This window comes from Streptomyces phyllanthi (assembly GCF_009377205.1).
Classification (GTDB): Bacteria; Actinomycetota; Actinomycetes; order Streptomycetales; family Streptomycetaceae; genus Streptomyces; species Streptomyces phyllanthi.
This window is the reverse complement of record NZ_VJZE01000021.1, coordinates 20,189-43,931: the sequence shown is the minus strand read 5'-3', so window position 1 is coordinate 43,931 and position 23,743 is coordinate 20,189. Positions and strand designations below refer to the sequence as shown.

At 71.5% G+C, this 23,743-nt stretch carries 22 protein-coding genes and 1 pseudogene; 2 read left to right on the top strand and 21 right to left on the bottom strand.

The annotated features are described in order from the left end of the window. Positions 1–120 precede the first annotated feature (120 nt). Positions 121–1,812, top strand: a complete 1,692-nt coding sequence (locus FNH04_RS05760) for a DUF885 domain-containing protein (protein ID WP_152780958.1) — start codon at positions 121–123, stop codon at positions 1,810–1,812. A gap of 197 nt (positions 1,813–2,009) precedes the next feature. Here the strand turns inward: FNH04_RS05760 and FNH04_RS05755 are convergent, their stop codons facing one another. The 3 genes from FNH04_RS05755 to FNH04_RS05745 form a co-directional block, all read right to left on the bottom strand. Next, complete coding sequence (locus FNH04_RS05755; RefSeq protein ID WP_152780956.1) at positions 2,010–2,855, bottom strand: SDR family oxidoreductase; 846 nt, start codon at positions 2,853–2,855, stop codon at positions 2,010–2,012. Between the two features lie 72 nt (positions 2,856–2,927). Then, positions 2,928–3,443 (bottom strand): immunity 21 family protein, encoded by a 516-nt coding sequence (locus FNH04_RS05750; protein ID WP_152780954.1) that lies wholly within the window; start codon positions 3,441–3,443, stop codon positions 2,928–2,930. 91 nt (positions 3,444–3,534) lie between these two features. Further along, positions 3,535–4,059 (bottom strand): rhodanese-like domain-containing protein, encoded by a 525-nt coding sequence (locus tag FNH04_RS05745; protein WP_152780952.1) that lies wholly within the window; start codon positions 4,057–4,059, stop codon positions 3,535–3,537. Between the two features lie 94 nt (positions 4,060–4,153). On the opposite strand from FNH04_RS05745, the gene FNH04_RS05740 reads away from it, so the two are divergent. Then, positions 4,154–4,600, top strand: a complete 447-nt coding sequence (locus FNH04_RS05740) for an Lrp/AsnC family transcriptional regulator (protein WP_152780950.1) — start codon at positions 4,154–4,156, stop codon at positions 4,598–4,600. A 33-nt stretch (positions 4,601–4,633) separates the two neighbouring features. Here FNH04_RS05740 and FNH04_RS05735 read toward each other — a convergent pair whose 3' ends face one another. From FNH04_RS05735 to FNH04_RS05650, 18 genes and pseudogenes are all read right to left on the bottom strand, one after another. Then, positions 4,634–7,630, bottom strand: coding sequence for an AAA family ATPase (locus FNH04_RS05735; protein ID WP_152780948.1), 2,997 nt, complete (start codon positions 7,628–7,630; stop codon positions 4,634–4,636). Positions 7,631–7,874: 244 nt separating this feature from the next. Beyond that, positions 7,875–9,038, bottom strand: a complete 1,164-nt coding sequence (locus tag FNH04_RS05730; protein WP_152780946.1) for an exonuclease SbcCD subunit D — start codon at positions 9,036–9,038, stop codon at positions 7,875–7,877. A gap of 809 nt (positions 9,039–9,847) precedes the next feature. Then, positions 9,848–10,486, bottom strand: a pseudogene (locus tag FNH04_RS05725) (DUF5655 domain-containing protein); the annotation flags it as partial. Further along, a complete protein-coding gene (locus tag FNH04_RS05720) occupies positions 10,435–11,451 on the bottom strand; it encodes a carotenoid oxygenase family protein (RefSeq protein ID WP_228031169.1) in 1,017 nt (338 codons plus the stop codon). The gene FNH04_RS05720 and the pseudogene FNH04_RS05725, both read right to left, overlap by 52 nt. A 7-nt stretch (positions 11,452–11,458) precedes the next feature. Then, the gene (locus tag FNH04_RS05715; RefSeq protein ID WP_228031168.1) at positions 11,459–12,007 is read right to left on the bottom strand and encodes a hypothetical protein; all 549 of its coding nucleotides are present in this window, start codon (positions 12,005–12,007) and stop codon (positions 11,459–11,461) included. 99 nt (positions 12,008–12,106) lie between these two features. Beyond that, the gene (gene catC / locus FNH04_RS05710) at positions 12,107–12,397 is read right to left on the bottom strand and encodes a muconolactone Delta-isomerase (protein ID WP_152780942.1); all 291 of its coding nucleotides are present in this window, start codon (positions 12,395–12,397) and stop codon (positions 12,107–12,109) included. Between the two features lie 29 nt (positions 12,398–12,426). Further along, the gene (catA, locus tag FNH04_RS05705) at positions 12,427–13,293 is read right to left on the bottom strand and encodes a catechol 1,2-dioxygenase (RefSeq protein WP_152780940.1); all 867 of its coding nucleotides are present in this window, start codon (positions 13,291–13,293) and stop codon (positions 12,427–12,429) included. A 68-nt stretch (positions 13,294–13,361) separates the two neighbouring features. Further along, entirely contained in the window at positions 13,362–14,465 is a 1,104-nt protein-coding gene (locus FNH04_RS05700) for a mandelate racemase/muconate lactonizing enzyme family protein (RefSeq protein ID WP_322722633.1), read from the bottom strand. Then, the gene (locus FNH04_RS05695; RefSeq protein WP_152780938.1) at positions 14,462–15,661 is read right to left on the bottom strand and encodes an amidase; all 1,200 of its coding nucleotides are present in this window, start codon (positions 15,659–15,661) and stop codon (positions 14,462–14,464) included. Before FNH04_RS05695 ends, FNH04_RS05700 begins: the two co-directional genes overlap by 4 nt. Continuing rightward, positions 15,658–16,173: a flavin reductase gene (locus FNH04_RS05690; protein ID WP_322722632.1), complete on the bottom strand. Its 516-nt coding sequence runs from the start codon at positions 16,171–16,173 to the stop codon at positions 15,658–15,660. Before FNH04_RS05690 ends, FNH04_RS05695 begins: the two co-directional genes overlap by 4 nt. A gap of 38 nt (positions 16,174–16,211) precedes the next feature. After that, on the bottom strand, positions 16,212–17,168 hold the full coding sequence (locus FNH04_RS05685; RefSeq protein WP_152780936.1) for a PDR/VanB family oxidoreductase: 957 nt from the start codon (positions 17,166–17,168) through the stop codon (positions 16,212–16,214). A gap of 43 nt (positions 17,169–17,211) precedes the next feature. Further along, a complete protein-coding gene (locus tag FNH04_RS05680; RefSeq protein ID WP_322722631.1) occupies positions 17,212–17,943 on the bottom strand; it encodes an SDR family NAD(P)-dependent oxidoreductase in 732 nt (243 codons plus the stop codon). 29 nt (positions 17,944–17,972) lie between these two features. Next, positions 17,973–18,491, bottom strand: coding sequence for an aromatic-ring-hydroxylating dioxygenase subunit beta (locus FNH04_RS05675; protein ID WP_152780934.1), 519 nt, complete (start codon positions 18,489–18,491; stop codon positions 17,973–17,975). Then, the gene (locus FNH04_RS05670) at positions 18,481–19,746 is read right to left on the bottom strand and encodes an aromatic ring-hydroxylating oxygenase subunit alpha (protein ID WP_152780932.1); all 1,266 of its coding nucleotides are present in this window, start codon (positions 19,744–19,746) and stop codon (positions 18,481–18,483) included. The genes FNH04_RS05675 and FNH04_RS05670 overlap by 11 nt, the downstream gene beginning before the upstream one ends. After that, a complete protein-coding gene (locus tag FNH04_RS05665; protein WP_152780930.1) occupies positions 19,743–20,102 on the bottom strand; it encodes a hypothetical protein in 360 nt (119 codons plus the stop codon). The genes FNH04_RS05670 and FNH04_RS05665 overlap by 4 nt, the downstream gene beginning before the upstream one ends. 14 nt (positions 20,103–20,116) lie before the next feature. Next, positions 20,117–21,226 carry an acyl-CoA dehydrogenase family protein gene (locus tag FNH04_RS05660; RefSeq protein WP_152780928.1) on the bottom strand — a complete coding sequence of 370 codons (1,110 nt, stop codon included), beginning with the start codon at positions 21,224–21,226 and terminating at the stop codon, positions 20,117–20,119. A gap of 114 nt (positions 21,227–21,340) precedes the next feature. Continuing rightward, positions 21,341–22,195: an alpha/beta fold hydrolase gene (locus FNH04_RS05655; RefSeq protein WP_194236567.1), complete on the bottom strand. Its 855-nt coding sequence runs from the start codon at positions 22,193–22,195 to the stop codon at positions 21,341–21,343. 31 nt (positions 22,196–22,226) lie between these two features. Beyond that, a complete protein-coding gene (locus FNH04_RS05650) occupies positions 22,227–23,741 on the bottom strand; it encodes a solute symporter family protein (protein WP_152780923.1) in 1,515 nt (504 codons plus the stop codon). Between the last annotated feature and the right edge of the window lie 2 nt (positions 23,742–23,743).

The window sequence follows — 23,743 nt, the reverse complement described above, 5'->3', positions numbered from 1 at the left end:
CCCCTCAGCAGCCCACGCCCTCCGAGAGGCCGGGCTGACAGCGGCCCGGAACGCGGAGAACGCGGAAAACGCGGAAAACGCGGCTGACGCGCACCGGGTACCCGTATGAGGATGGTCCGCATGTCATCGACCAAGAGCCCGCTGCCCCGCGAGGTCGCCGACGCCTATGTCGACGAGCTCATCGCCCTCGACCCGATCACCGGTACGTACCTCGGTGACAAGGAGAGTTCGAGCAGGCTGCCCGACTTCTCACCCGCGGGCCAGGAGGCGCTCGCCGAACTGGCACGGGCGACACTGGCCCGGCTCGACGACGCCGAACGGCAGCCCGGCGCGGACCGTGACATCGAGCGCCGCTGTGCCCGGCTGCTGCGGGAGCGGCTGACCGCGGAGCTCGCCGTGCACGAGGCCGACGAGGGCCTGCGGGCCGTCGGCAACCTGAGCTCGCCCGCGCACGCCATGCGCCACGCCTTCACCCTCACCCCTACCGGGACGGACGAGGACTGGGCGGCGATCGCCGAACGGCTGCGCGCGGTGCCGACCACGGTCGAGGGATACCGGCAGTCCCTCGCCCTCGGCCTGGAACGCGAGCTGTACGCCGGCCCGCGGGCCACCGCGACGTTCGTCGGGCAGCTCGGCGAGTGGTCGGACCCGGACGGGAAGGGCCACGGCTGGTTCGAGGACTTCGTGGCACCGGGGCCGGACGCGCTGCGCGCCGAGCTGGACGCGGCGGCCCGCACGGCGACGGAGGCACTGGTCTCCCTGCGCGACTGGATGCGCGACGTGTACGCGCCCGCCATCGAGGGCGCGCCGGACACGGTGGGCCGGGAGCGGTACGCCCGCTGGGCGCGCTACTACAACGGCACGGATCTCGACCTCGACGAGGCGTACGCGTACGGCTGGTCCGAGTTCCACCGGATCCTCGGCGAGATGAGACAGGAGGCCGAGAAGATCCTGCCCGGCGCCGGGTCGCCGTGGGAGGCGTTCGCGCACCTGGACGAGCACGGCACGCACATCGAGGGCGTGGACGAGGTCCGGGCGTGGCTGCAGAACCTGATGGACGAGGCGGTCGAGGCGCTGGACGGCACGCACTTCGAACTGGCCGAGCGGGTGCGGAGGGTGGAGTCCCGTATCGCGCCCCCGGGCAGCGCCGCAGCCCCCTACTACACCTCCCCGTCCGAGGACTTCTCGCGCCCCGGCCGTACCTGGCTGCCCACGCTGGGCAGGACCCGCTTCCCGGTGTACGACCTCGTCTCGACCTGGTACCACGAGGGCGTCCCCGGCCACCACCTCCAGCTGGCGCAGTGGGTGCACGTCGCGCAGGACCTCTCCCGCTACCAGGCCACCGTGGGCTCCGTCAGCGCCAACGTCGAGGGCTGGGCACTGTACGCGGAGCGCCTCATGGACGAGCTGGGCTTCCTCACGGACCCCGAGCGGCGGCTGGGCTATCTGGACGCGCAGATGATGCGCGCGGCCCGTGTCATCGTCGACATCGGCATGCATCTGGAGCTGGAGATCCCGGCGCACTCCCCCTTCCGTCCCGGCGAGCGCTGGACGCCGGAGCTGGCGCAGGAGTTCTTCGCCGCGCACAACAGCCTTCCGGCGGAGTTCCAGGAGAGCGAGCTCACCCGCTACCTCTCCATGCCGGGACAGGCCATCGGCTACAAGCTCGGCGAGCGGGCGTGGCTGCTGGGCCGTGAGAACGCCAGGAAGCGGCTCGGCGACGCCTTCGACGCCAAGGCCTGGCACATGGCGGCGCTGTCGCAGGGGTCGCTGGGCCTGGACGACCTGGTGGACGAGCTGTCCCGGCTCTGACGGCCGGGCGCACGCGTTCGGCCGTTCGCACGCCCGGCTCTGGCCGGTTGTGCCAGGTTGTACGCCCGGCTGCGGCCGGTTGTGCCACGTGTACGGCCGGTCGCGGCCGGTTCGCCGTACGGGCCCGCCCGTCTCCTACGGTTCCTGCCGCGCGCGCCCGCCGGTCCCCTACGGTTCCTCCCGCGTGCCCGCCCGTCTCACCGGCGGAATCCGCCCTCCGAGTCGATGACCTGCCCGGTGATCCACGCGGCCTCGTCCGTGGCGAGCCAGGAGATGAGGCGGGCGGGGTCGTCGGGCACGCCCCAGCGGCCGGCGGGGAACATCGCGGCGACGGCCGCGTGGTCGTCGCCGGTCATGTAGCCGGTGTCCACCGGACCGGGGTTGACGGTGTTCACGGTCACGGCGAGATCGGCGAGCGCGGTCGACAGGGAGCGGGTGACCGAGGCGAGGGCGCCCTTCTGGAGGGCGTACGCGATCTCGCCCGGCATACCGGCGGCGATGTCCTGACCGGAGGTCATCATCACCACGCGCCCACCCGGGGTACGGGGCGGGAGGGCGGCCCTGAGCCGGGCGTACGCCTGGACGAGCAGGAGCACCGAGCGGGTGTCGACCGCCCAGTGGGCGTCGAGCATCCCGGCGTCGATGGCGTCGAGGGTGCCGTCCGAACCGGAGAGGGCGTGGTTGGCGACGAGGATGTCGAGGCGTCCGCCGAGCGCGTCCGCCGCCGCCCGGACGAGTCGGGCCGGGACCGCGGGGTCGGACAGGTCGCCCGGACCGTCGGCCACCCGCGCGTCCGGGTCACCGAGCGCCTCGCGCACACCCGCGGCCACCTCCTCGGGACGGTCGGCGCCCCAGGGCATCGCGGTGTCGTGCGGCACGTGGTGGTGCAGGTACACGCTCGCCCCGTACGCGGCGAGGCGGCGCGCCACGGCGTAGCCGATGCCGCCGCGTCTGCTCGCCCCCGTGACGAGGGCGGTACGGCCGCGCAGCGGCAGTGGTTCGCGGCGCAGTTCCTCGGATGTGGGATGGGGGAGTCTGGGCATGGGCACCCATGGTCCACGGAGGGGGCGTGCGGCGCACCTGGTTTCGGTACGGCCCTCACGGGCGCCCCGGGCTCAGGGCGCGAGCCGCCGCAGTTGGACGAGGCCCAGCCAGGTCTCCGGCCCGGCCGACACGTACGCGGCGCGCACCCCGTACCGTCCGGGCTCCAGTTCGACGCGCAGGCGGTCCGTGCGCCCCGAGCCGTCCCCGGGCCAGGCGGCGTCGAACAGGACGACCGCGCCCGGCACACGCCACTCGACCTCCGTCCCCCACAGCGCGCTCTCGAGCGCCCCGGGCATCTCGGCGAGGAGTTCGTCCTCGGAGTTCGCGGCGCACCATCGAACGAAGGTGCCGTACTCGGGGAGGTACGCGGTCGAGGCCGGCTCGTCCCCGAGGACCAGGGCTCTGGTGTCGCCCACGGGCAGCAGCCCGATGGAGCCGTCGATGTCACAGGCCCGGTCGTAGTCGGACGACACCTCGTCGCCGTCCGCCCCCGTCCAGAACGGCAACACCGCCTCCGGTACCGCGATGAGCGGTCCTCCGCCCGACTCCACCCACTCCGTCACACCTGGATCCGCGTATCGAGCCATGCCGGAGAAGCTACACGGGGCGTGCCGGACGGAGACCGGTGCCTGACACATCGAACACATCCAGCACACCGAGCATTGGGGAGGAGTGCGCTCAGCAGCCGCAGTTCCCCGCGTCCACGGGCGCCGTCAAGGGATCGGGGCCTCGTTGCTCACGGCCCTCCCAGGTCTCGTACGCGAAGCCCTCCCGCACCCAGTACTCGAAGCCGCCGAGCATCTCCTTGACCTGGAAGCCGAGTTCGGCGAGGGCGAGTGCGGCCCGGGTGGCGCCGTCGCAGCCCGGGCCCCAGCAGTACGTGACGACGGGCACCGACCTGTCGAGGAGTTGCCCGGCCTGTTCGGGGACGAGAGCGGTGGGCAGGTGGACCGCGCCCGGGATGTGGCCCTGGTCCCAGGCCTGTGCGGAGCGGGAGTCGAGCAGGACGAAGCCGGGGTCACCGTCGGTGGCCAGGGCGGCGGCGACATCGGACACGTCGGTGTGGAAGGTGAGGCTCGCCCGGAAGTACGCGGCCGCGGTGGCGGGGGACGCGGGCGCGACGCGCAGGACGGGGTTCGCGGGAGCGGTCACGGGACGTGGGGAGGCGGTGGTCGCGGGACGTGGGGAGGCAGTGGTCGTCATGGCCGGAAATCTACGGCGGTCGGACCGGCTCGCTGAAGGGATCATCCATGGCGAAGGGCTTGATCGACCGGGGATTCCCCTGTTGTCTGTCGTCATGACCGCGTATTCCCCGGACGCCACCGACTGGCGCATCCTCGACGTCCTCCAACGAGAGGGACGGGCCGGCTTCGCCGAGCTGGCGCGTGCCGTCTCGATGTCCGCGAGCGCGGTCACGGAACGGGTGCGGAGGATGGAGGAGGCGGGCGTCATCCAGGGATACACAGCCGTCGTGGACCCGGAGCGGCTGGGGCTGCCGATCCTCGCGTTCGTACGGCTGCGGTACCCGACCGGCAACTACAAGCCGTTCCACGATCTCATCGCCGCGACGCCCGAGATCCTGGAGGCGCACCATGTCACGGGCGACGACTGCTTCGTCATCAAGGTCGCGGCCCGCTCGATGCGCCACCTGGAGGAGGTGTCGGGCAGGATCGGCGCGCTGGGCTCGGTGACCACGAGCGTCGTCTACTCGTCGCCGCTGCCGCGCCGGCCTCTCGGCCGCTGATCTCTCGGCCGCTGACAAGGACTTCCCTGTGCGTCAGCGCGCTCCCCGCTGCCGTACGACCGACCCCGACCGGTCCTTCACTATCTCCAGTTGTGCGTGGATACGGCGGCGGAGGTCCGCCACGTGGCTGACGATGCCGACGCTGCGGTCGCGCTCCCGGAGGGAGTCGAGGACGTCCAGGACCTCGTCGAGGGTCTGGTCGTCGAGGCTGCCGAACCCCTCGTCGATGAAGAGGGTGTCGAGGCGCACGCCGCCCGCCTCGTCCGTGACGACGTCCGCGAGGCCGAGGGCCAGCGCGAGGGAGGCGAAGAACGTCTCGCCGCCGGAGAGCGTGGCCGTGTCCCGTTCGCGCCCGGTCCAGGCGTCGACGACATGGAGTCCCAGTCCGCTGCGGCCGCGTCCGGCGCGGTCGTCGGAGTGGACGAGGGTGTAGCGCCCTGCCGACATGCGCCGCAGCCGCACGGTCGCCGCTGCGGCCACCTGCTCCAGCCGGGCGGCGAGCACGTACGCCTCCAGGCGCATCTTGCGCTCGTTGTCCGCGGAGGTGCCCGCGGCGAGGCCGGCCATACGGGCCACGCGGTCGTATTCCTCGCGCAGCGGGGCGAGCCCGCGTATGGAGGCCGCGGCCCGGGCGGACAGACGGTCCAGTTCCCTGCAGCGGCCCGCGGCCGCGTCCCATGCGGAGACGGCGTCCTGGAGTCGCCGTCCGGCGGCCTCGGCGGCCCGCTCGGCGGCGGGCAGGTCGGCGGCCGGCTGGCGGCCGGCCGCCGCGGTGTCGGACTCCGCGAGGACGGCACGTACGGCCGCCTCCTCGGACTGCCAGGCGTCGAGCCGCCGTTGGAGCTCGCGGTGGGCCGCGTCGTCGAGGAGTGCGGCGGCCGCCGCGCGCGGGGTGTCGAACCCGGCGCGGAAGGCCGCGTCGGCGAGCCGCGCGTCGGCGTCCTTGAGCCGCTGTGCGGAGTCCTCGGCCGCGCGGGCCGCGTCGGCGGCGTCGGTGAGCCGCGAGGCCAGGCGCTCCAGATGGGCGGCCCGTGCGGCCACGGAGTCGGCGGTGCCGCGCGCCTGGGCCAGTTCCTCCTCCAGTGAGGCCTTCTCGCGGTCCAGTGTGTCCCGGCGGGTGGTCCGGGACGCGGCCCTGACCGCCGCCTCCTGCTGTGCGGCGAGCCGGAGCTCCCGCTCGTGCTCGGCTCTGCGCAGCTCTTCCTGTGCGGCGTGCAGTCCGGAGGCTCCTCGGCGGGTTTCCGCGCAGGACTCCTCCAACTCGGCCAGCTGTCGTTCGAGTTGGTCGGTCGGTGTGTCACCGGCCTCGGCGGTGGCGGCGGCCAGAGCCTCGCGCACGACACCGAGGCGCCGCTCGGCCTCGGCTCGTTCCTCGTCGGCGAGCTGGTAGGCGGCGAGGGCCCGCTCCTCCGCGTCCCGGTCGACATGACCGTCGATCTTCCGGGCGGGCGCGGGGTGTTCGGTGGCCCCGCAGACCGCGCAGGGTTCACCGTCGGTCAGCTTCGCGGCCAGTTCGGCGGCGATGCCCTGCAGGCGCTGCTCCTTGAGGTCGAGCCAGTGAGCGCGCGACGTCAACGCGCGCTCCCCCAGGGCCAGTACGCGCGCTTGGGCGTCATCCGTGTCACCGGCGAGCTGGTCGCGCAGCCGGGCGGCGTCGAGCCGTTTCCGCGCGGGGTCGCGCCGCTCGGCGAGCTGTTCGGCCCGGGTGGCGGCCTCCTGTGCGGAGTCGATACGGCCCTGGAGGCCGGCGCGGGCCGTGTTCCACCCGGCGAGCCAGCTCTCGGCCTCCTGGAGCACGTCGTCGTCGGCCCGCTCCTGGCGGTCCAGGTCGGCGCGCTCGGCGACGAGGCCCGTAAGCCGGCGCTCGGCGCGCCGGGCCGACTCCAGTCCGCCCAGTTCCTCGGCGGCCCTGCGCGCGGCGGCGGCGAGTCCGCCCGCACCGGCGTCGGCGTACTCCTGCGGGAGCAGCGCACGTGTGCGGGTCTCGGCCTCGGCGGCGCGACGGTGCTCGGTCTCGGCCTCGTCCCGGAGGTCCAGGGCCGGGGCGACGGCCTCGGCCTTGCGAGCGCGCTCCATCCGCGCCTGCGCCTCCCGGTGGGCGTCGGCACGCTCCTCCAGACGGGCGGCCCGCTCCCGCGCCTCCGTCGACCTCCTTTGCAGTCGCGCCAGTTCGCGTACGTCGTCGAGGGCGCGCTCGGCGGCGGACCGTGCCGACTCGGCGGCGGACCGCGCGCAGTGCGCGATGGTGAGCCGCTCGCGGGCCGTACTGCGGGCCACGGCCGCCCAGGCCAGAACCTCCTCGGCGAGTCCCGGGTCGCCCGGTGCGAGGTCGGGCAGGGCCGTGCCGTCCCCGGCTGCCTGGTGCATCCGGTGCGCGTCGGCGAGCAACTCGGTGTCACCCGCGCGCACTTCGGCCTCGGTCGTACGCCTCCGCTCGGCGAGCCGCTTCTCGACGTCGGCGAAGCGGTGCGTGTCGAAGAGCCGTCCGAGCAGCCGTCCGCGGGCCTCGGCGTCGGCGCGCAGGAATCGTGCGAAGTCCCCCTGGGGCAGCAGCACCACCTGGCAGAACTGCTCACGGCTCATCCCGAGGAGCTGGGTGATCTCCTCGCCGATCTCCTGGTGGGAGCGGCTGAGGTCCTTCCAGGAGCCCGCCACCGGGTCGTACTCGCGCAGCCAGGTCTGTGCCTTGTCGACGGTCGTGCCCGGCCTGTTGCCCTTCTTGGGGCGCTCCCAGGGCGGCTGCCGGGTGATCTCCAGCCGGCGCCCGGCGACGGTGAGGTCGAGCCGGACCTCGGTGCGGGTGGCGGGAGCCGCGTGGTGGCTGCGCAGGGTCAGGCCCTGGCTGTTCTGCCGGGCGCCCGGTACCGCGCCGTACAGCGCGTAGCAGACGGCGTCGAGGACGGAGGTCTTGCCCGCGCCGGTCGGGCCGTGCAGCAGGAACAGACCGGCGGCCGACAGCTCGTCGAAGTCGACCTTCTGGGAGCCGCCGAAGGGCCCGAAGGCCGTGATGTCGAGCCGGTGCAGCCTCATCGGTCCCCTCCCGTGCCGAGTCGGCGCGTCCTCACCGAGTCCCCACCCGTGCCGAGCCGGCGCGTCCTCACCGGGTTCCCTCCGTGACGGGCCGGCGCGTCCTCACGGGGTTCCCTCCCGTGGCGGGCCGGCGCGTCCTCATCGAGTCCCCGCCATGGCGAGTCGGCGCGTCCACGCCCGTCCCCCTCCCGTGACGAGCCGGAGCGTCCGCGCCGGGACCCCTCCCCTGTCCGGTCGTCCGCGGTCACCGGGCGACCTCCCGTACCGCCTCGTCGGCCCGCACCGCGTCGAACGCGTCGCGCAGCACGGCCTGTTCGTGCTCGTCGGGTCCGGTGCCGCGTACATGGGCCACGAAGTCCTCCGCGATCTGCTGGTCGCTCCGCCCCGCGAGGCGCCTGGCGTAGGAGACGTCCGGGTCCCCGGAGGACCGCTCGGGTGCGAAGACGAGGTTCAGCGTGTGCGGGAAGCGCTCCTCGATCCGGGCCATGGGGTCGGCGGGGCGCACCGGGTCGGTGAGTGTCGCCTCCACCCACGCGTCCTCGTACCGCGCCAGCTCCGGGTCGGCCAGCAGGTCCTCCAGCTGCCCCCGGACGCGGGCGAGCGGGCGCGGCACCGGGCAGTCGATCCGCTCGGCCCCGACCGAGCCGTCGCCTCCCAGGTCGACGAGCCACATGCTCTTGCGGTGTCCTGCCTCCGAGAACGAGTACGCCAGCGGGGAGCCCGAGTAGCGCACGCGCTCGGTGATGGTCTGGCTGCCGTGCAGATGGCCCAGCGCGACGTAGTCGACACCGTCGAAGATCCCGGCGGGCACCGAGGCCACTCCTCCCACGGAGATGTCCCGCTCGCTGTCGCTGGGCTCGCCGCCGGTGACGAAGGCGTGGGCGAGGACGACGGACCGCGTGCCGGGCGCGCGCGTGGCGAGATCGGCGCGGACCCGGTCCATGGCGGCGGCGAGCACGGTCTCGTGGCCGGCCTTGTCGACCCCGAACTGGTCCCTGACCAGGGCGGGTTCGAGATACGGCAGCCCGTAGAAGGCCACGTCGCCGTGGGCGTCGGCGAGGACGACGGGCGTGCCGCACGCCGTGGCGTCGGTCCGCAGGTGGATGCCCGCGCGGCCGATGAGCCCGGCGCCGACGCCGAGCCTGCGCGCCGAGTCGTGGTTCCCGGAGATCATCACCGTGGGCACGCCCAGCTCCGCCAGCCGGTGCAGGGCGTCGTCGAACAGCTGGACCGCGGCCAGCGGGGGCACCGCCCGGTCGTACACGTCCCCCGACACGACCAGCGCGTCCACGTCGCGCTCGCGCACGGTGGTGACGAGATGCCCGATGAACGCGGTCTGGGCATCGAGCATGTTCACCCGGTGGAACGCCCTGCCGAGATGCCAGTCGGACGTGTGCAGCAGTCTCATGCAATCACTCTGACCTGCACGTTTGCCCCCACTGCGCCTCTGTAACCAGCACGAACCAGCACGGGGCTCGCCGTCAACACCTGCCACGCTAACGCATGCCGCCGTCCGGTCCGGTATCGCGAGCTGGACGGCGGGAGGGAAAGGCGCCAGAAATGGACTCTCATTTATTGCTGCCGCCCCGAAAGTACTCGCCTCGCGAGACCGCTCGCGAGTTCCTGCTTGGTTGGACGTCCTGGTCCGTAGAGCAGGCGGGGTCAGACGCCCGCCGCGTCGTCCACGCCGATCGCGCATCCACCCGGGGAATCGAAGGGCCGCACCAGACCTGGTGCGCCGAGTCCTCGAATCTGGCGTGCCCGCATGGGGGCTTTCCCAGGGAAAGGCCCGTCCGGCCAGCTCGCTAGTTGCGTCATGGCACGCGAGGCCGTCGTCATGACCCCATCATGAGGCGCTCACCATGAAGCCACCAGGACTTGAGGAAGCCGTAACCATGCAGTAGCACCGCAATCCGCATTGCGGATGCCGATAGCTACAGGGGAGCCGACTGGGCCGGCGTGGTGCGCCGTCGGTGCCGGTGCTGCCGTAGACGGCCTGGTGCTGGCTGGAGCGGTGCCGTACCGACCCAATCCGGCAGCCCGTCAGTACGCCCAGCACGCGGCTCCGGTGCATGCCGACGCCACCCGGCGGCAGTGGCTCGCAGGGTGGTGAGCTATGAGGTTGATCGTCGGTGTCTACCCGTCGCTGTCGATCGCGGCGATACCGCCATCGCAGGTTGGCTTGAGTCGGGCCGTTACAGACGTACCAGACGGCCACGCCGCCGCGTAGCTGGCCCGGAAGAGGTCCACAGCCCGCTCGGACCGCCAGGTCGCCCGTGCCGTGGTGGCCGAGCCCCATCACGTCCCGGGTGAAACTGGGGACGAGGTCGTCGACCTCCTTCGGGTCGGCCCTGAGGTAGACGAGGAGCTTGGTCTTCTGGGGCGGGCAGACGCAGGCAAAGTTCCACAGGCGCTGATACGCCCGGTACTGCTTGCGCTGCACCCGGCTCACGCCGTCTCCAAGGCCAAGCAGAACCTCATCGACCGCCTCCGCCAGCTCCGCCAGAGCACCGCCCTGCCCGCGGACATGCGGCAGCCCGGCCGCGCCCCGGCGCACGGGCCTCGCAGCCGACGCCCGCCGGGTGGCCGAAGCCACGGTCTCAAGTCCAAGAAAGTCCGTGCCGAAGAATCGGTAGCGGACCAGGTCGATGCTGCGCCGGTGCTCGCGTACCACGTGAGCGTCGTAGCGGGTGAAGTCACCGGCGACGCAGATCAGCCGGGGGGGGCGCTCCACAGGACCTGGGACGCGACCGAAACCCCGAGCCGGTCACGGACCAGGTGCCGGAAGGCGTCCTTGTGGGACGTCAGCCATGCCATGTAGGAGAGGCCCTGGGGCCGGTGGCCGGGTCCAGTACCCAGCGGTGCAGTACGGAAAGGGCCGGGTAACGGTCCCGTTCCCTCGCCGGAGCCGGACCGCTCGGCCCCACAGTGCCGCCGATGTCCGACCAGCTCCGCAGGAAGCCGACGCGGTCGTAGCGCACCACGTCCGGCAGGATGCCTCCCCCTGGGTCCTCGTAGGCGTTGCCAACGTGGAAGACATAGCAGGGGTCGATCTCGTACCACCGGACATCGCTGCTGCCCTCCGCGCGTGACATCACCCCGAGCCGTGCTCCGTACGCCTCGTCCCACCGGTAGGGCATGCCGCCGCGCCCGGCCAGGGCGGGATCGAGGACGACCGGCAGGTCCATCCAGACGATGTGGTGCTCGGTGATGGCGAAGTCGTGCATCATCGTCGGGCCAGGCACCTCGATCGGCCGGCTGTCGAGGAGGCCCCCGTCGGCAGTGACCCGGTGATAGGTGAGGTACGGCGGGGTGAACCCGGTGCCGAACAGGTGGAGTTCGCCGGTGACCGGGTCCTCTTTGGGATGGGCGGTCATCGCGCTGCGGAGCCGGCCGCCGAAGTCGTACGGTCCGACGGTCTCCAGGTCGAGGGTGACCCAGTAGGGGGGACCGGCCTCGCACAGGGCCAGCACGGTGCCGGCGTGCCGGATCACATGGGTGTTCGCGGGCGTCGCGGCGAGGTCGAGGGTGAGGTCGTCACGCATGAACGAATGTCCCGCCAACTCCCGTATGCGCACCCACCGGTTGCGGTACCACTCGGCGCGTCCGCCGCGCAGCCGGACGCCGTGGAGCATGCCGGGGCCGGTGAACCAGTGCCCGGTGTCCTCGCCGGGCAGCGGGTTGGGGCCGTTGCGCAGATAGCGGCCGTCCAACTCAGGCGGCAGCGAGCCCCGCACGGTGAGACCGGCCGCGTCACACTCCTCGGGGACCGGGGCGAAGCGGCCCCGCAGATACCGGGGAAGAGCCGTCTCGCCGGTCATGCGGACCTCACCGGCGGCTGCGCCTGCATGCGGCCTGGACACGGGCGGGGTAGAACTTCGTGAAGACGATGGGGCCGACGAGTCCGGCGACGTGGGCGGTGATGCCCACCCAGGCCGGGGCGTCCACCCCGCCGCAGACGAGCAGGCTGACGCCGATAAAGGTGAAGCCGAGGCCCCATGCGCTGGTGATGTGGTTGTTGACCTGGACGAACTCCGGCATGTCCCAGTACTCGCGCGGTGTCTGCCGCTTGGCGATGCCCAGGGTGAACGGGCGACGCAGCGCCAGGCTCCCCCAGGCGGTGGCGGCCAGCCAGCCGAAGGAGACGACGTCGGAGTGGTCCGCCAGGGCCGAGCCTTCGTCGACGACGGCCACGCCACCGACCACGACGAAGTACGCGACGGTGGCGATGTCCAGGACCAGGGCGTCGAGGGCCACGCCCCGCCGGCGGTCCTGCAGAAGCAGCAGAAGGCCCGAGACGAGACCCCCGATCGCACCCCAGCGCCAGTCGAAGGACGACACTACGCCCGAGACGATCCAGGGGATGAAGCCGCGCAAGTATCCCAGGTGTTTGTTCCTCGGTGATGGTTCAGAGGTTCTGACATGGACTGGATGCGCGGCAGGCCCGGAAGTTCGAAACGGTGAGAGTGATGCCGGTCATACTCGCTGTTGTCGGATGTCCGACGGGTGCCGGGCCAGCGGTGTGACCGTGACATCCATGTACGGGAAGAGCGGCAGGCCCCACAGGATGTCGTTGAGGCGGTCGTTGTCGGTGACGTCGAAGATGCTGAGGTTCGCGTACCGACCCGCGCAGCGCCACAGGTGCAGCCACTCGCCGGAACGCTGGAGCTTCTGCGCGTACTCCTTCTCCGCAGCGAGGGTCGCCGTCCGGACGTCGGTGTCCATGTCGGGTGGCAGGTGCACGGTCATCCGGACGGCGAAGAGCATGGTGACTCCCGGTGGTCGGGGGGCGGGGTTCAGAGGGCTTCGGGGGCGAGGGTGAAGTCGTAGGTGACCTCGTTGCCGCCCGCGGGGTTCGGCCGTGGGGCGAGGACGAGTTCGGGCTTCACGGCGGACGCCACGTCGGCGTCGAGGTACGCGCCGTCCTTGAAGTAGAGCTGGGTGGTGAGGATCTGGTGTCCGAGGGCCGACACCTTCAGGTGTAGATGGGCCGGGCGCCAGGCGTGCCAGCCCGCGGCGGCTATCAGCCGGCCGCAGGAGCCGTCGGTGGGGATCTGGTACGGGGCGGGCTGGACGGTGGTCACCGCGAACCGGCCCTCCTCGTCGGTGACGATCCGGCCCCGCAGGTTCCACTCCGGGATGCCGGGCGCGAACTGCGCGTACAGCCCGTCGTCGTCGGCCTGCCACATCTCCAGTACGGCGCCGGGAAGCGGGTCGCCCGCCGGGCCTGTGACCTGGCCCTGGAAGAGGAACGGGGTGCCGGCCTCGTCGTCGCGCATCGGCAGGGTGGCGACGGAGTCCAGGGTCGGGGCGCCGGGTACGTAGTACGGGCCCTCGATGGTGCCCTTGCTGCCCTCGCGGGACGCGGTGGCGACCTCCTCGACGACGTGCTCGATCCAGACGTCGAGGAAGAGCGGCCACTCGCCGTCCTGGCCGACGGAGATCAGCCAGGACTTCAGGGCGTTGTACTCGTCATACGTCACCTGGTGGCGGCGGACGACGTCGTGGGCGGCGGTGATCACGGCGGTGGCGAGGGTGTCGACGCGGGCGGTGTCGACGTCCTTGGCGGGCGCGCCGCTTCCGCCGGTCTTGTCGGTCAGGAAGCGTTCCGTGGCGGAGGCTCCGGAGGCGGCGGCGGTGGCTTTGAGGGTGGTTTCGGACATGGCGGTGCGGCTCCTTCGTGAGTGGGTGCAGGAGGTGCGAGGGGTCCAAGGTGTGCAGGTGGTGTGTTTCAGCGGTCCTGGCGGTAGCGGTCGAGTTTCTCCGGGTCGATCGCCACGCCCAGGCCGGGGCCGTCGGGCACGGTGAGCGTGCCGTCGGTGAGGGTGATCGGGTCGGTGAGCAGGTCGTCGCTCATGTCCAGGAAGTTGGAGAGTTCGCCGGCGCGGCGGGAGGAGGAGGCGTGGGCGGCGCCGAAGGCGACGGTGCAGACGGTGCCGAGCTGTCCGTCGATCTGGTTGCCCATCACCACCTCGGCGCCCATCCCCTCGCACTGGAAGAGGACGCGCTGGGAGCCGGTGAATCCGGTGCGAGCGGTCTTGACGCTGATCGCGGTGGCGGCGCCGTCGAGCAGAGAACGGGTCACTTCGGCCGGGGTGGTGGCTGACTCGTCGGCGACGAACGGGACGGGGCTGTTCCGGACCAGCCACCGGCGGCCGAGCACGTCGTCGGCGGGGCACAGCTCCTCGGCCAGGGTGATGCCGATTCCGTCGAGTTCGCGAAGTGCAGCGGCTGACTCGGAGGCGGTCCAGCCGCGGTTGCCGTCCACGTACAGCTCGGCTCCGTCGCCCAGCACTTCACGCAGTCTCCGGCAGACGTCGAGGTCGAGGCGGGCGGGGCGGCGGCCTACCTTCACCTTGAAGACGGTGACGCCGTGCATGTCCCGCATCCGTTCGGCCTCGGCCGCCATCCGATCCGGGGTGGCGAAGCCGAGCATGTGCGCCACCCGCATCCGGTCGGTCCAGCCGCCGAGCAGGCGGGACACGTTCAGGTCGAGTGCCTGCCCCGCGAGGTCCCAGAGCGCCATGTCGATCGCGGACTTGGCGGCCGGGTTGCCGACCGTGCGGTGCAGCAGGGCGTGGATCTGTTCGCGGGCGAAGACGTCCATGCCGGTGAGCTGGGGGCCGAAGATCGTCCCGATCACACCGATCACGGATGCCTGGGTCTCGCCGTAGGTGAAGGGCCGCGGCGGCGCGTCGGCGACTCCGGTCAGCCCCTCGTCGGTGTGCACGCGCACCAGGACGTGTTCGGCGGAGTGCACCTTGCCGCTCGCGAAGCGCAGGGGCTTGGTGTACGGGATGGCGTACGGGACGGTCTCGATCGCGGTGATCTTCACCGTGCGGCCTCCTCTACGATCCGGGCTGCGCCGAGAAGCCGTCCTACCCGGTCGGGGTGCCCGATGAGCTGGAGACCGAGCGGCATGCCGTCCGGGTCGCGGTGCCCCGGGACGGTGACGACGGACAGGCCGAGCAGTTGCCAGGGGCGGCTGAGGACGGGGCTGCCGGTGGAGTCCAGGCCGCGCGGGGCGGGGCCGGGCGCGGCGGGGCCCAGGATCGCGTCGACCCTGGTGAGCAGTGCCAGGGCGGCGGTGCGTGCGGTGCCGGCGGTGGCGAGCGCCGTACGGTACTCGTCGTCAGTGGTTCCGCGTCCGCGTTCCAGGAGTTCGTTGAGGTGGGTGCTCAGCGACTCTGGGTGACGGGCTTCGTCGGCGAGGGCGCGGGCGGCCTCGTAGGCCATGACGACGGCGTGGGCGTCGGACAGTTCCCTTGTGTCGAAAGGGAGTTCAGCGGCTTCGGCGTGCAGCGCACGGCCGGTGCCGCGGACCGCGTCCAGCATCGCCGGGTCGACGTCCGAGAGTTCGGTGCCGTGCCACTCCACCAGCCGTACGGAATCCGGGGCTTCGACCTTCGTACCGTCGACCGCCTCCACCACCGTGGCCAGTTCGGCGACCTGAGCGGTGAGAAGTCCCGGCGCGTCCAAGCTCGGACTGAGTCCGGTGAAGCCCTGGGTGGACCAGCCGCCCACGGGGGCGACATACCCGGCGATACCGCAGTAGGAGGCGGGCCGCGTCAGGGAGCCGGCGGTCTGCGAGCCCAGGGCGAGGGGCACCACGCCCGCGGCGACGGCGGCGGCCGAGCCGCTGGACGAACCGCCCGGTGTGTGGGCGGAGTTGTGCGGGTTGCGCGTCGGGCCGGGCTGGAAGTAGGCGAATTCGGTGGTGACCGTCTTGCCGAGGGGCACGGCACCGGCCCGGCGCAGCCGGTCCACCACCCAGGCGTCGTCCGTGGCGATCCGGCCGCGCCGCAGGGACGAGCCGCACTCCGTGGGCAGCCCGGCGACGTCGATGATGTCCTTCACCCCGAACGTCACGCCGTGCAGGGGCCCGTCCGGGGCCCGCGACGCGGCAGCGCGGGCACCCTCGGCGTCCACTCGCACCCATGCGCGGAGGTCCGACTCGGTCCGCTCCAGCCGCCGCAGGGCGTCCTCGACGCCAGCCGTACGACCAACGGTCACGGGTCGGCCGACGGTCATGACCGGGCTCCTTCCGGTACGAGGGGTGTGGCGTCGAGCCGGTGGAAGGCGCGGTTGAAGTAGACGAGGCTCTGTCCGCCGGTGAGGGTGCGGATCTGTTCGATGTCGACGAAGAGCACGCTGTGGGAGCCCATGGGGACCGTGTGCTTGATGGTGCCGACCGCCGTGACCAGGGCGTCCTTCAGCACGGGTACGTCGTGGGTGCGGTCCCAGACGTCCCAGGCGAAGCGCTCGGCCATGGGCACTTTGGTGGCGCCCGAGAAGTGCAGGGCGAGTTCCTGCTGTTCGCCGCCGAGGACGTTGAGGCCGACGCGGCCGTTGGCCTTGAAGACGTCGTGCATGGCGCTGGACCGGTTGACGCACACCAGGACGGTCGGCGGGTCGTCGGTCACCGAGCAGACGGCGCTGAGCGTGATGCCGCAGCGGCCGTTGGGCCCGTCGGTGGTGAGGATGTTCACGGCCGCCGGGAGGTGGGCCATCGCCTCCCGGAACTCGCTCTGGTCAGGGGACACTGCGGTACCCCTCCTCTCTTGGTTCGGTTCGGACCGGCTCACCACAGCTCGACCACCAGCCGTGACGACTTCGCCCGCGACACACAGGCGGCGATCTGGTCCCCGGCCGCCTTCTCCTTGGCGGTGAGGCAGTGGTCCCGGTGGTCGGGTTCGCCCTCGATCACCCTGAGGACGCAGGTCCCGCAGATGCCCTCGCGGCAGGAGGTGTCCAGCGGGACGCCGTTCTCCTCCAGCACCTCGGCGATGCTCCTGCCGGGCGGTACGGGGTAGACCTCGCCGGTGTCGAGTTCGATCTCGAAGGGGGTGTCGACGGTCGTGTCCTCGGGGGTGCCGGCCTGGAACAGCTCCGAGTGGATCCGTTCCTCGGGCAGGCCACGGGCGGCGACCTCGCGGACGTACGCCATGAAGTCGTGCGGCCCGCAGGTGTAAACGTGGGATTCCTCCTCGAGCCCTTGGAGCGCGTTGGCCAGCGCGGTCCGGGACTCCTCCCGGCCGAGCCCGAAGTGAGGGACCACCCGCCCGGCGAACGGCGACCGCTCCAACAGCCCGGCGAAGGCCGCCTCCGACCGGCTCCGGGCCACGTAGTGCAGCGTGAACTCCGCGTTCCTGACGTGCAGTTCGTACGCCATCGCCAACAGCGGCGTGATGCCGATGCCCGCCGCGATCAGGTGGTGGCGGGCTGCGGTGTCGGGTGCGAGGCCGAAGAGCCGGCGGGGCGCGCCGACGGTCAGTTCCGTGCCCGGTGCGGCCTTGTCGTGCAGGGCCTGGGAGCCGCCGCGCGAGTCGGTCTCCCGTTTGACGGCGATGGTGTAGGCACCGGTGTCGTGCGGCGGACCGCACAGCGAGTACGGGCGGGTGATCCCGGTGGGTCCGGTGACGTCGACGTGCGCGCCGGCCGGGTAGGGGGCGAGGGCGCCGCCGTCGGAGCGGACGAGCCGGAGGACCTTCACGGTGTCGGTCTCGTCGTGGGTGTCGGTGACGGTGACGGTGAACATCCGTCCCCCTCCCTTGGGGTCGTTGGGGTGCTGAACAACGCCGTCAGCGCATGTACAGGCCGCCGTTGGCGTCCCAGCAGGCGCCGGTGACCGTGTCCGCGTGTTCGGAGGCGAGGAGGACGGCCATGTCGGCGATGAACCGGGGGCGGCCCAACCTCCGTACGGGAATGGACTCCTCGATGGCGGCGAGGCGGTCCGGCGGGACCGTCTCACGGACGATCGGCAGGTCCTGCGGGCCCGGCGAGATGGCGTTGACCGTCACTCCGGACGGGCCGAGTTCACTGGCGAACACCTTGGTGAGGGTGGCCACTCCGCCCTTGGCGGCCGCATAGTGCGCGCCGGTCGCCGTACCACCGTTCTGGCCGGCGAGCGAGGCGATGTTGACGATGCGGCCGTAGCCGCGTTCGGCGAAGTAGGCGCCGAAGACCTGGCAGCCGAAGAAGGCGCCGTTGAGGTTGCTCGACACGACCGCGTCGAAGCTCTCGGGGCTGATCTCCATCAGCCGCTCGGCCTTGGAGTGCCCGGCGTTGTTCACCAGGACGTGCACCGCGCCCCAGCGTGCGACGAGTTGGTCGCGGACTCTGGCGAAGGCGTCCTTGTCGCGGACGTCCAGGGCTAGCCCGACCGCGTACCGGCCCTCGGGGTCCAGTTCCGCTGCCGCCTTCGTCGCGGCTTCCTCGTCCAGGTCGGTCAGGGCCACGCAGTAACCCCTGTCGTACAGCCGCGCGGCGATGCAGGCGCCGAGGCCCCGGGCCGCGCCGGTCACCAGTGCCACGCGCCGGACGCTGTCGTCCTCGTGCGGGCTCACAGCAGGAACCCCGACGCGGTGACCGCGTCCTCGGAGTTGACCAGTCGCACAATCTTGCGGGCGATACGCGGGCCGTCCTCGGTGAACACGATCCGGTGGGTGACGTCGGCGGCGAGGACGAGGGTCTCCTCGCGCTTGTAGCCGACGAGGATCTGCGCCGAGCACACCTCGATCGCGTCGTCTTCCCGGCCGGTCACCACGAAACGGGACACCGAGCGGACCGTACGGGCGGCGGCCGCGGCCGAGATGGAGAACCCCCCGGTGAGCCGTTCGACGCGCATCCGGCGCATCCGGTCGTCGTCGTAGACGAGGTTGAGGCGGGAGGCGAAGTCGGTGGCCTCGCGGTCGATGGGGACGACGTACTCGCCACCTGAAGCCCACAGGCCGTCCCACTCCTCGTAGCGGCGGGAGTCAAGGAGGTGGGCCTCGCGCCAGATCAGCGAGACGGCGGCGAGGGCGCGGGGGTCGTCCAGGGGAAGTTCGGCAACTGCCGTATCCAGGGCCTCAGTTGTCATCGGTCATCATCCTGTTCCACATGTCGTACGCCTCCCGCATCCCGGTCTCGTCGGTCGCGTGGGAGGTGGGCTGCCCGAGGTCGTTCGGCTTCTCGCGTCCCAGGCCGCGGTTGACGAGGATCGGCATGTCGACCCCGCCGGCCACGCCGCGCTGGACGCGGTTCCACGCCTCGGCGTCGTCGGGGCTGCCGAAGCCGAAGGGGCCCTGGAAGTGCTCGTGGATGCGCAGCCGTTCGCGGTTGACGATCTCCGGGCCGCCGTCCAGGCCGAGGGCCACATGCCGGATCTCCGTCTCGGTGACCGAAACCGGGCGAAGGACGCGGAAGAAGGACATCGACATCGCCACGTTCGGGAACAGGTTGAGGTTGAACCCGGCCCCGTGCAGCGAGCGGACGATGCGGCGCACCTGCTCCGGGGGCATGTCCTTGGAGAGTTCCTCGACGATGTGGCTGAAGCGGTCCTGGAGCTTCTCGGTGCCGTCGTCGACGTCGAGGTCGGCGTGTTCGGCGACCGAGATGGAGACGCTGTGGCCGTTGCCGAGGGCGTGGGTGACCGCGCTCTCGTCGGTCATGATCGACAGCATGCTCGCGGTCTCCGCGTCGACCGAGGACATCCAGGACCGGTGCACGATCGGGAAGTGGTACCAGTCGGTGGTGTTCTCCAGCTGGATCTTCCAGTTGCCGTTGAACCGGAACCGGTGCTCGCCCTGCACCTTGATCGGATAGCCCGCTCCCTGCTTCATGAACCGGTCGATCCAGAGACGGGCCCCGCCGAGGAAGTCCTCCAGCGGCTCGATGTCCTCGCTGAAGCTGGCGAAGACCATCCCCGCGTAACTGGCCACCTTCAGCCGCTGCAGAGGCAGGTCCTTCTTCTCCACGACGTCCTCGTAGCCCTCGGGGTACGGGATGCCGCGCAGGCTGCCGTCCAGGCCGTACGACCAGGCGTGGTAGGGGCAGGTGAAGCCGTTGCCGTTGCCCTTGGGGGTCTCGCAGACGCTGGCGCCGCGGTGCCGGCAGCGGTTGAGCAGGACATTGATGCCGCCGCGCCGGTCCCGGCTGACGATGACGGGACGACGGCCGACCCAGGCCATCTTGAAGTCGCCCGCTTTGGCGATCTCGCTCTCGTGGGCGACCCACACCCAGGTAGTGTGGAAGATGCGGTCCATCTCCCGTTCGAAGAGGGCCGGGTCGGTGTAGAGGGTGCCGGCGACACGGTCGGACTCGACCAGCGGCGCGTGCGGGTGCGGGTGCGTCATCGGGTCGCCTCCGGCTCGGGCAGCGGCCGGCCGACGCGCGCCTCGATCTTCATGTAGCGCCACAGGCCGTGCTCGCCGACCTGGACGGTGCGGAAGAGGTTGCAGGCGGCGGCCACGGCCGGCTGGTCGACGACGTCGGCGAGGACGTAACAGGTCCACGGCCAGGAGCCGGACGGGCCGACCATGTGCTGGTCGTCGTCGATGGTGCCGAGGACGGTGACACCGGGCAGCTCGTACAGCTGGGTGAGCATGGTGGTGAAGCCGTCCCAGACGGACTTGCCCTCGCCCGTGGGCAGGTCGAAGAAGTTCTGGTTGACGCCGATGCAGAAGAGCACCCGCAGAGGGGGTTCGGACATGGAGTGCCTGCCTTTCACAGGTAGCCGGGGAAGGACTGGACGCCCATGAGGACCGCGCCGGCGGCGTCGTACATGCCCTCCTGGAGGAAGGCGTGCTGCGGTACGACCGACGCGTCCCGCAGATAACGCTGCAGGGGGCTGCCGTCGGTGATCGCGCCGATGCCGCCGAGCTGGTAGGCGGCCCGTACGACTTCGAAGGAGGTCTTGGCGAGGTGTGCGGAAGCCAGGCGCAGTGCGCTCGCCTGTTCGGCGCTCACCGGGTCGCCCTCCTGGACCGTCGACCACGCCTCCTCCGTGGCCTCGTAGAAGAAGGCGCGTGCGGAACGGAGTTGGGCTTCCGCCTGGCCGACGGCGATGCGGTAGGTGGCACGGTCCGCGGGCTTGGGCGCGCCGGTGTAGCCGGACCGGCCGCCCTGCGCGATGACGTGGTCGAGGGCGGCGCGGGCCGTTCCGAGGCCGACGACGGCCAGGACCTGTGCGGCGTAGGGCACGGTGGGATAGCGGTAGAGGGGTTCGTCGACGGTGGGGTCGCCGCCGCGGACGAACGTCCACTCCTCCGGTACGACGGCCCCGTCGACCACCAGGTCGTGGCTGCCGGTGCCGCGCAGACCGACGACGTCCCAGTTCTCGGCGATCTCCACCTGATCGGCCCGCAGTACGGCGGTCAGTGGCCGGCCCGTCTTGTCCTGGCCGGCCTTGATGCCGACGCCGATGACGTCCGCTCCCTTGCAGCCGCTGGAGAACTTCCAGCGGCCCGAGACCCGGTAGCCGCCCTCGAGGCGTTCGGCGGGCTGTACGGGGAACAGGCCGCCCGCGAAGGCGACATCGGGTCCGTCGGCGTACAAGTCGGCCTGGGTGTCGAGCGGCAGGGCGGCGAGGTAGACGCCGGAGCAGGCGAAGCTCGCGACCCAGCCGGCCGAGGCGTCGACGGCCGATATCCGTTCGATGAGGCCGAGGAATTCCGCGGGCGGCAGAGCGTCACCGCCGAATCGCTTCGGAGTGCTCGCCCGGTAGATTCCCGCGTCCTTGAACACGGAGATCACATCCCGCGGAACGTGCCGCTTCTCCTCGAATTCGGCCCGCCTTTCGGCTGTCAGGGCCAGTACCTGATCGAACTTCGTCATGAGGGAATCTCCTCGCATTGCCGGGCGGTTCACCTGCCCGCCGTGTCTTCACGCTAGGCGTGTCAACCGGTCGCCCACCATTGGGATTTGAACCACGCCGAGTAAGGGAATTCCCTAGGCGCCGGAGACGGAACGCCCGACGAAAGCGGTCAACTGGTGGTTGAACCGTTCGGGTTCCTCCAGGAAGGGCGAATGCCCGGTCCCTTCCCACAGCTGCGCCTGCGCGGTCGGCCGGACGGCTGCGATGTGGTCCAGCGCGGCCGGTGTGACGACCCGGTCCCGGTCGCCCTGGACGGCCAGCCAGGGCACGGTGACGCCGGCCGCCGTCCCGCTGCGGTCCAGGGGACGCTGCAGCAGTGCGGCGCAGACGCGGGGTGGCGTGCGCAGGCTCGCGTCGAGCAGGGTCCGTGCCGTGTCGGCGGCGAGGGGGCGCTCCACCGACACGTCGAGCAGCTTGCGGCGGGCCTCGGCGGTCGTCCCCTCGTCGTCGTCTGTCAGCTCAGGGAGCAGGGCCACGAAGTCCGCGCCGAACATCCGTTCCGCGCCGGGTACGCCCGCCAGCAGGCTCGCGTCCACGGTGAGCAGTCCTGACAGTGCCGAGTCGCCGTGCACGGCGATGTAGTCAAGGGCCACCAGGCCGCCGTAGGACCAGCCGCCCAGGACGGGCCGGTCGAGCCGCAGTTCCTCGATCACGGCCGCCACGTCGTCGGCCCACACCCGTTCGTCCAGATAGGCGGAGTCGGGTTTTCCGGAGTGTCCGTGGCCGCGCAGATCGGGTGCGACCACGCGGATCGGGCCGGGTGCGGCGAGCTGGTGGAGCCAGCTGCGGGCGGACTGGGCGAAGCCGTGCAGCAGCACGACGGCCGGGGCGTCCTCGGGTCCGGCGTCGAGCACGTGCAGTGGCACTCCGCCCGCTCCCGTGACCGTGACCGATCTGATGCCGTCCTCTGCGAGCGAGTCCGTCGCCATACTGATGTCCCTTCTGTCCTGTGTCGTCATGTCAGCTGACTCCGGTCAGGGCCTTGAGCCGCAGGGCCCGGAAGGTGGACTGCCCGGTGTCGGCCGCCTTGCCGCGGTCGGGGAGGAGCAGGGCGACCAGTACCGAGACGAGCAGGCTGAGCGGCAGCGAGACCAGGGCGGGGTTGGAGAAGCCGAGCACCGCGTCGGGGCCGTTCACGGCGGGGCCGAGCAGGATGATGGTGAGGGAGGTGACGAGTCCGACCGCCATCCCGCTGATCACCGCTCGCGCGGTCATCCGGCGCCAGTAGATCGTCAGCAGCAGGGCCGGGAGGTTGGCACTGGCCGCCACGGCGAAGGCGAGCGAGGCGAGGAAGGCGATGTTCTGGCGTTCGGCGGCGAGCGCGATCACCACCCCGACGGCGCAGGTGACGAGGGTCGCGAGTCGGGCCGCGGTCAACTCGCCCCGGGCGGTCGCGGCACCGCGCTTGAGGACCTGGCCGTAGAGGTCGTGCGCGATGGCGCCGGAGACGGCCATCACCAGGCCGGACAGTACGGCGAGGATGGTGACGAAGGCGACCGCCGCGACCACCGCGAGCAGCAGATTGCCGCCGAGCGTCTCCGCGAGCTGGACGACCGCAAGGTTGCCGGCCGGGTGCTTCGCGGCGATCCCGTCCCGGCCGACGAGCTGGGCGGCGCCGTAGCCGATCACGGGGATCATCAGGTAGAACGCGGCGAAGACCCAGATGGCGGTGACCGCCGACGAGCGCGCCGCCCGGGCGTCCGGGACGGTGAGGAACCGGATCATGACGTGCGGCAGGCCGAGCACGCCGAGGACCAGGCCGACGACCATGGACAGCTGGTCGAAGCCGGCGAGCGCGGTGGTCCGGGTCGGCGCCACGGCCTGCTGCCCCACCGTGTGCAGGGCGTCGTTGAAAGCGCCGAGGGGGTTGAAGTCGTACTTGTTGAGGATCAGCACGAACAGGGTGACGGTGCAGGCCAGCATGAGGCCGGTCTTGACGATCTGGATCCAGCTCGTCGCGAGCATGCCGCCGAGCAGGGTGTACACGGTGGTGAGTCCGCCGATGACGAGGACGGCGGCGGTGTAGTCGATGTCGAAGAGGGCGGTCACCAGCAGGGCCGCGCCCACGAACTGGGCGATCAGGTAGACCGTGCTGACGACGACGGTGGTGACGGCCATCGAGCTGCGGACGGCCCGCCCCGAGAACCGGGCGGCCAGCACATCGGCCAGGGTGAAGCGGCCGAGGTTGCGCAGTGGTTCGGCGACCAGGAGCAGCGTCAGCAGATAGGCGACGGGGACGAACACGGCCAGGTAGAAGCCGTTGAATCCGCCCAGTGCGATGGCGCCCGTGACGCCGAGGAACGACGCGGCGGAAATGTAGTCGCCGGCGATGGCGAGACCGTTCTGCCGTCCGGAGAGCTGGCCTCCGGCGACGAAGTGGTCTGCTGCGGACTTGCTGCGTCTGGCAGCCACGTAGGTGATTCCGAGGGTGATCAGAACCAGGACGGTGAAAATCACCGCTGAGACAGCGTCCATCG

Coding starts and splice junctions, on each gene's coding strand:
- FNH04_RS05760 (WP_152780958.1), top strand. CDS start 121: ATGTCATCGACCAAGAGCCCGCTGCCCCGCGAGGTCGCCGACGCCTAT.
- FNH04_RS05755 (WP_152780956.1), bottom strand. CDS start 2,855: ATGCCCAGACTCCCCCATCCCACATCCGAGGAACTGCGCCGCGAACCA.
- FNH04_RS05750 (WP_152780954.1), bottom strand. CDS start 3,443: ATGGCTCGATACGCGGATCCAGGTGTGACGGAGTGGGTGGAGTCGGGC.
- FNH04_RS05745 (WP_152780952.1), bottom strand. CDS start 4,059: ATGACGACCACTGCCTCCCCACGTCCCGCGACCACCGCCTCCCCACGT.
- FNH04_RS05740 (WP_152780950.1), top strand. CDS start 4,154: ATGACCGCGTATTCCCCGGACGCCACCGACTGGCGCATCCTCGACGTC.
- FNH04_RS05735 (WP_152780948.1), bottom strand. CDS start 7,630: ATGAGGCTGCACCGGCTCGACATCACGGCCTTCGGGCCCTTCGGCGGC.
- FNH04_RS05730 (WP_152780946.1), bottom strand. CDS start 9,038: ATGAGACTGCTGCACACGTCCGACTGGCATCTCGGCAGGGCGTTCCAC.
- FNH04_RS05720 (WP_228031169.1), bottom strand. CDS start 11,451: ATGACCGGCGAGACGGCTCTTCCCCGGTATCTGCGGGGCCGCTTCGCC.
- catC (WP_152780942.1), bottom strand. CDS start 12,397: ATGCTCTTCGCCGTCCGGATGACCGTGCACCTGCCACCCGACATGGAC.
- catA (WP_152780940.1), bottom strand. CDS start 13,293: ATGTCCGAAACCACCCTCAAAGCCACCGCCGCCGCCTCCGGAGCCTCC.
- FNH04_RS05695 (WP_152780938.1), bottom strand. CDS start 15,661: ATGACCGTCGGCCGACCCGTGACCGTTGGTCGTACGGCTGGCGTCGAG.
- FNH04_RS05685 (WP_152780936.1), bottom strand. CDS start 17,168: ATGTTCACCGTCACCGTCACCGACACCCACGACGAGACCGACACCGTG.
- FNH04_RS05675 (WP_152780934.1), bottom strand. CDS start 18,491: ATGACAACTGAGGCCCTGGATACGGCAGTTGCCGAACTTCCCCTGGAC.
- FNH04_RS05670 (WP_152780932.1), bottom strand. CDS start 19,746: ATGACGCACCCGCACCCGCACGCGCCGCTGGTCGAGTCCGACCGTGTC.
- FNH04_RS05665 (WP_152780930.1), bottom strand. CDS start 20,102: ATGTCCGAACCCCCTCTGCGGGTGCTCTTCTGCATCGGCGTCAACCAG.
- FNH04_RS05660 (WP_152780928.1), bottom strand. CDS start 21,226: ATGACGAAGTTCGATCAGGTACTGGCCCTGACAGCCGAAAGGCGGGCC.
- FNH04_RS05655 (WP_194236567.1), bottom strand. CDS start 22,195: ATGGCGACGGACTCGCTCGCAGAGGACGGCATCAGATCGGTCACGGTC.
- FNH04_RS05650 (WP_152780923.1), bottom strand. CDS start 23,741: ATGGACGCTGTCTCAGCGGTGATTTTCACCGTCCTGGTTCTGATCACC.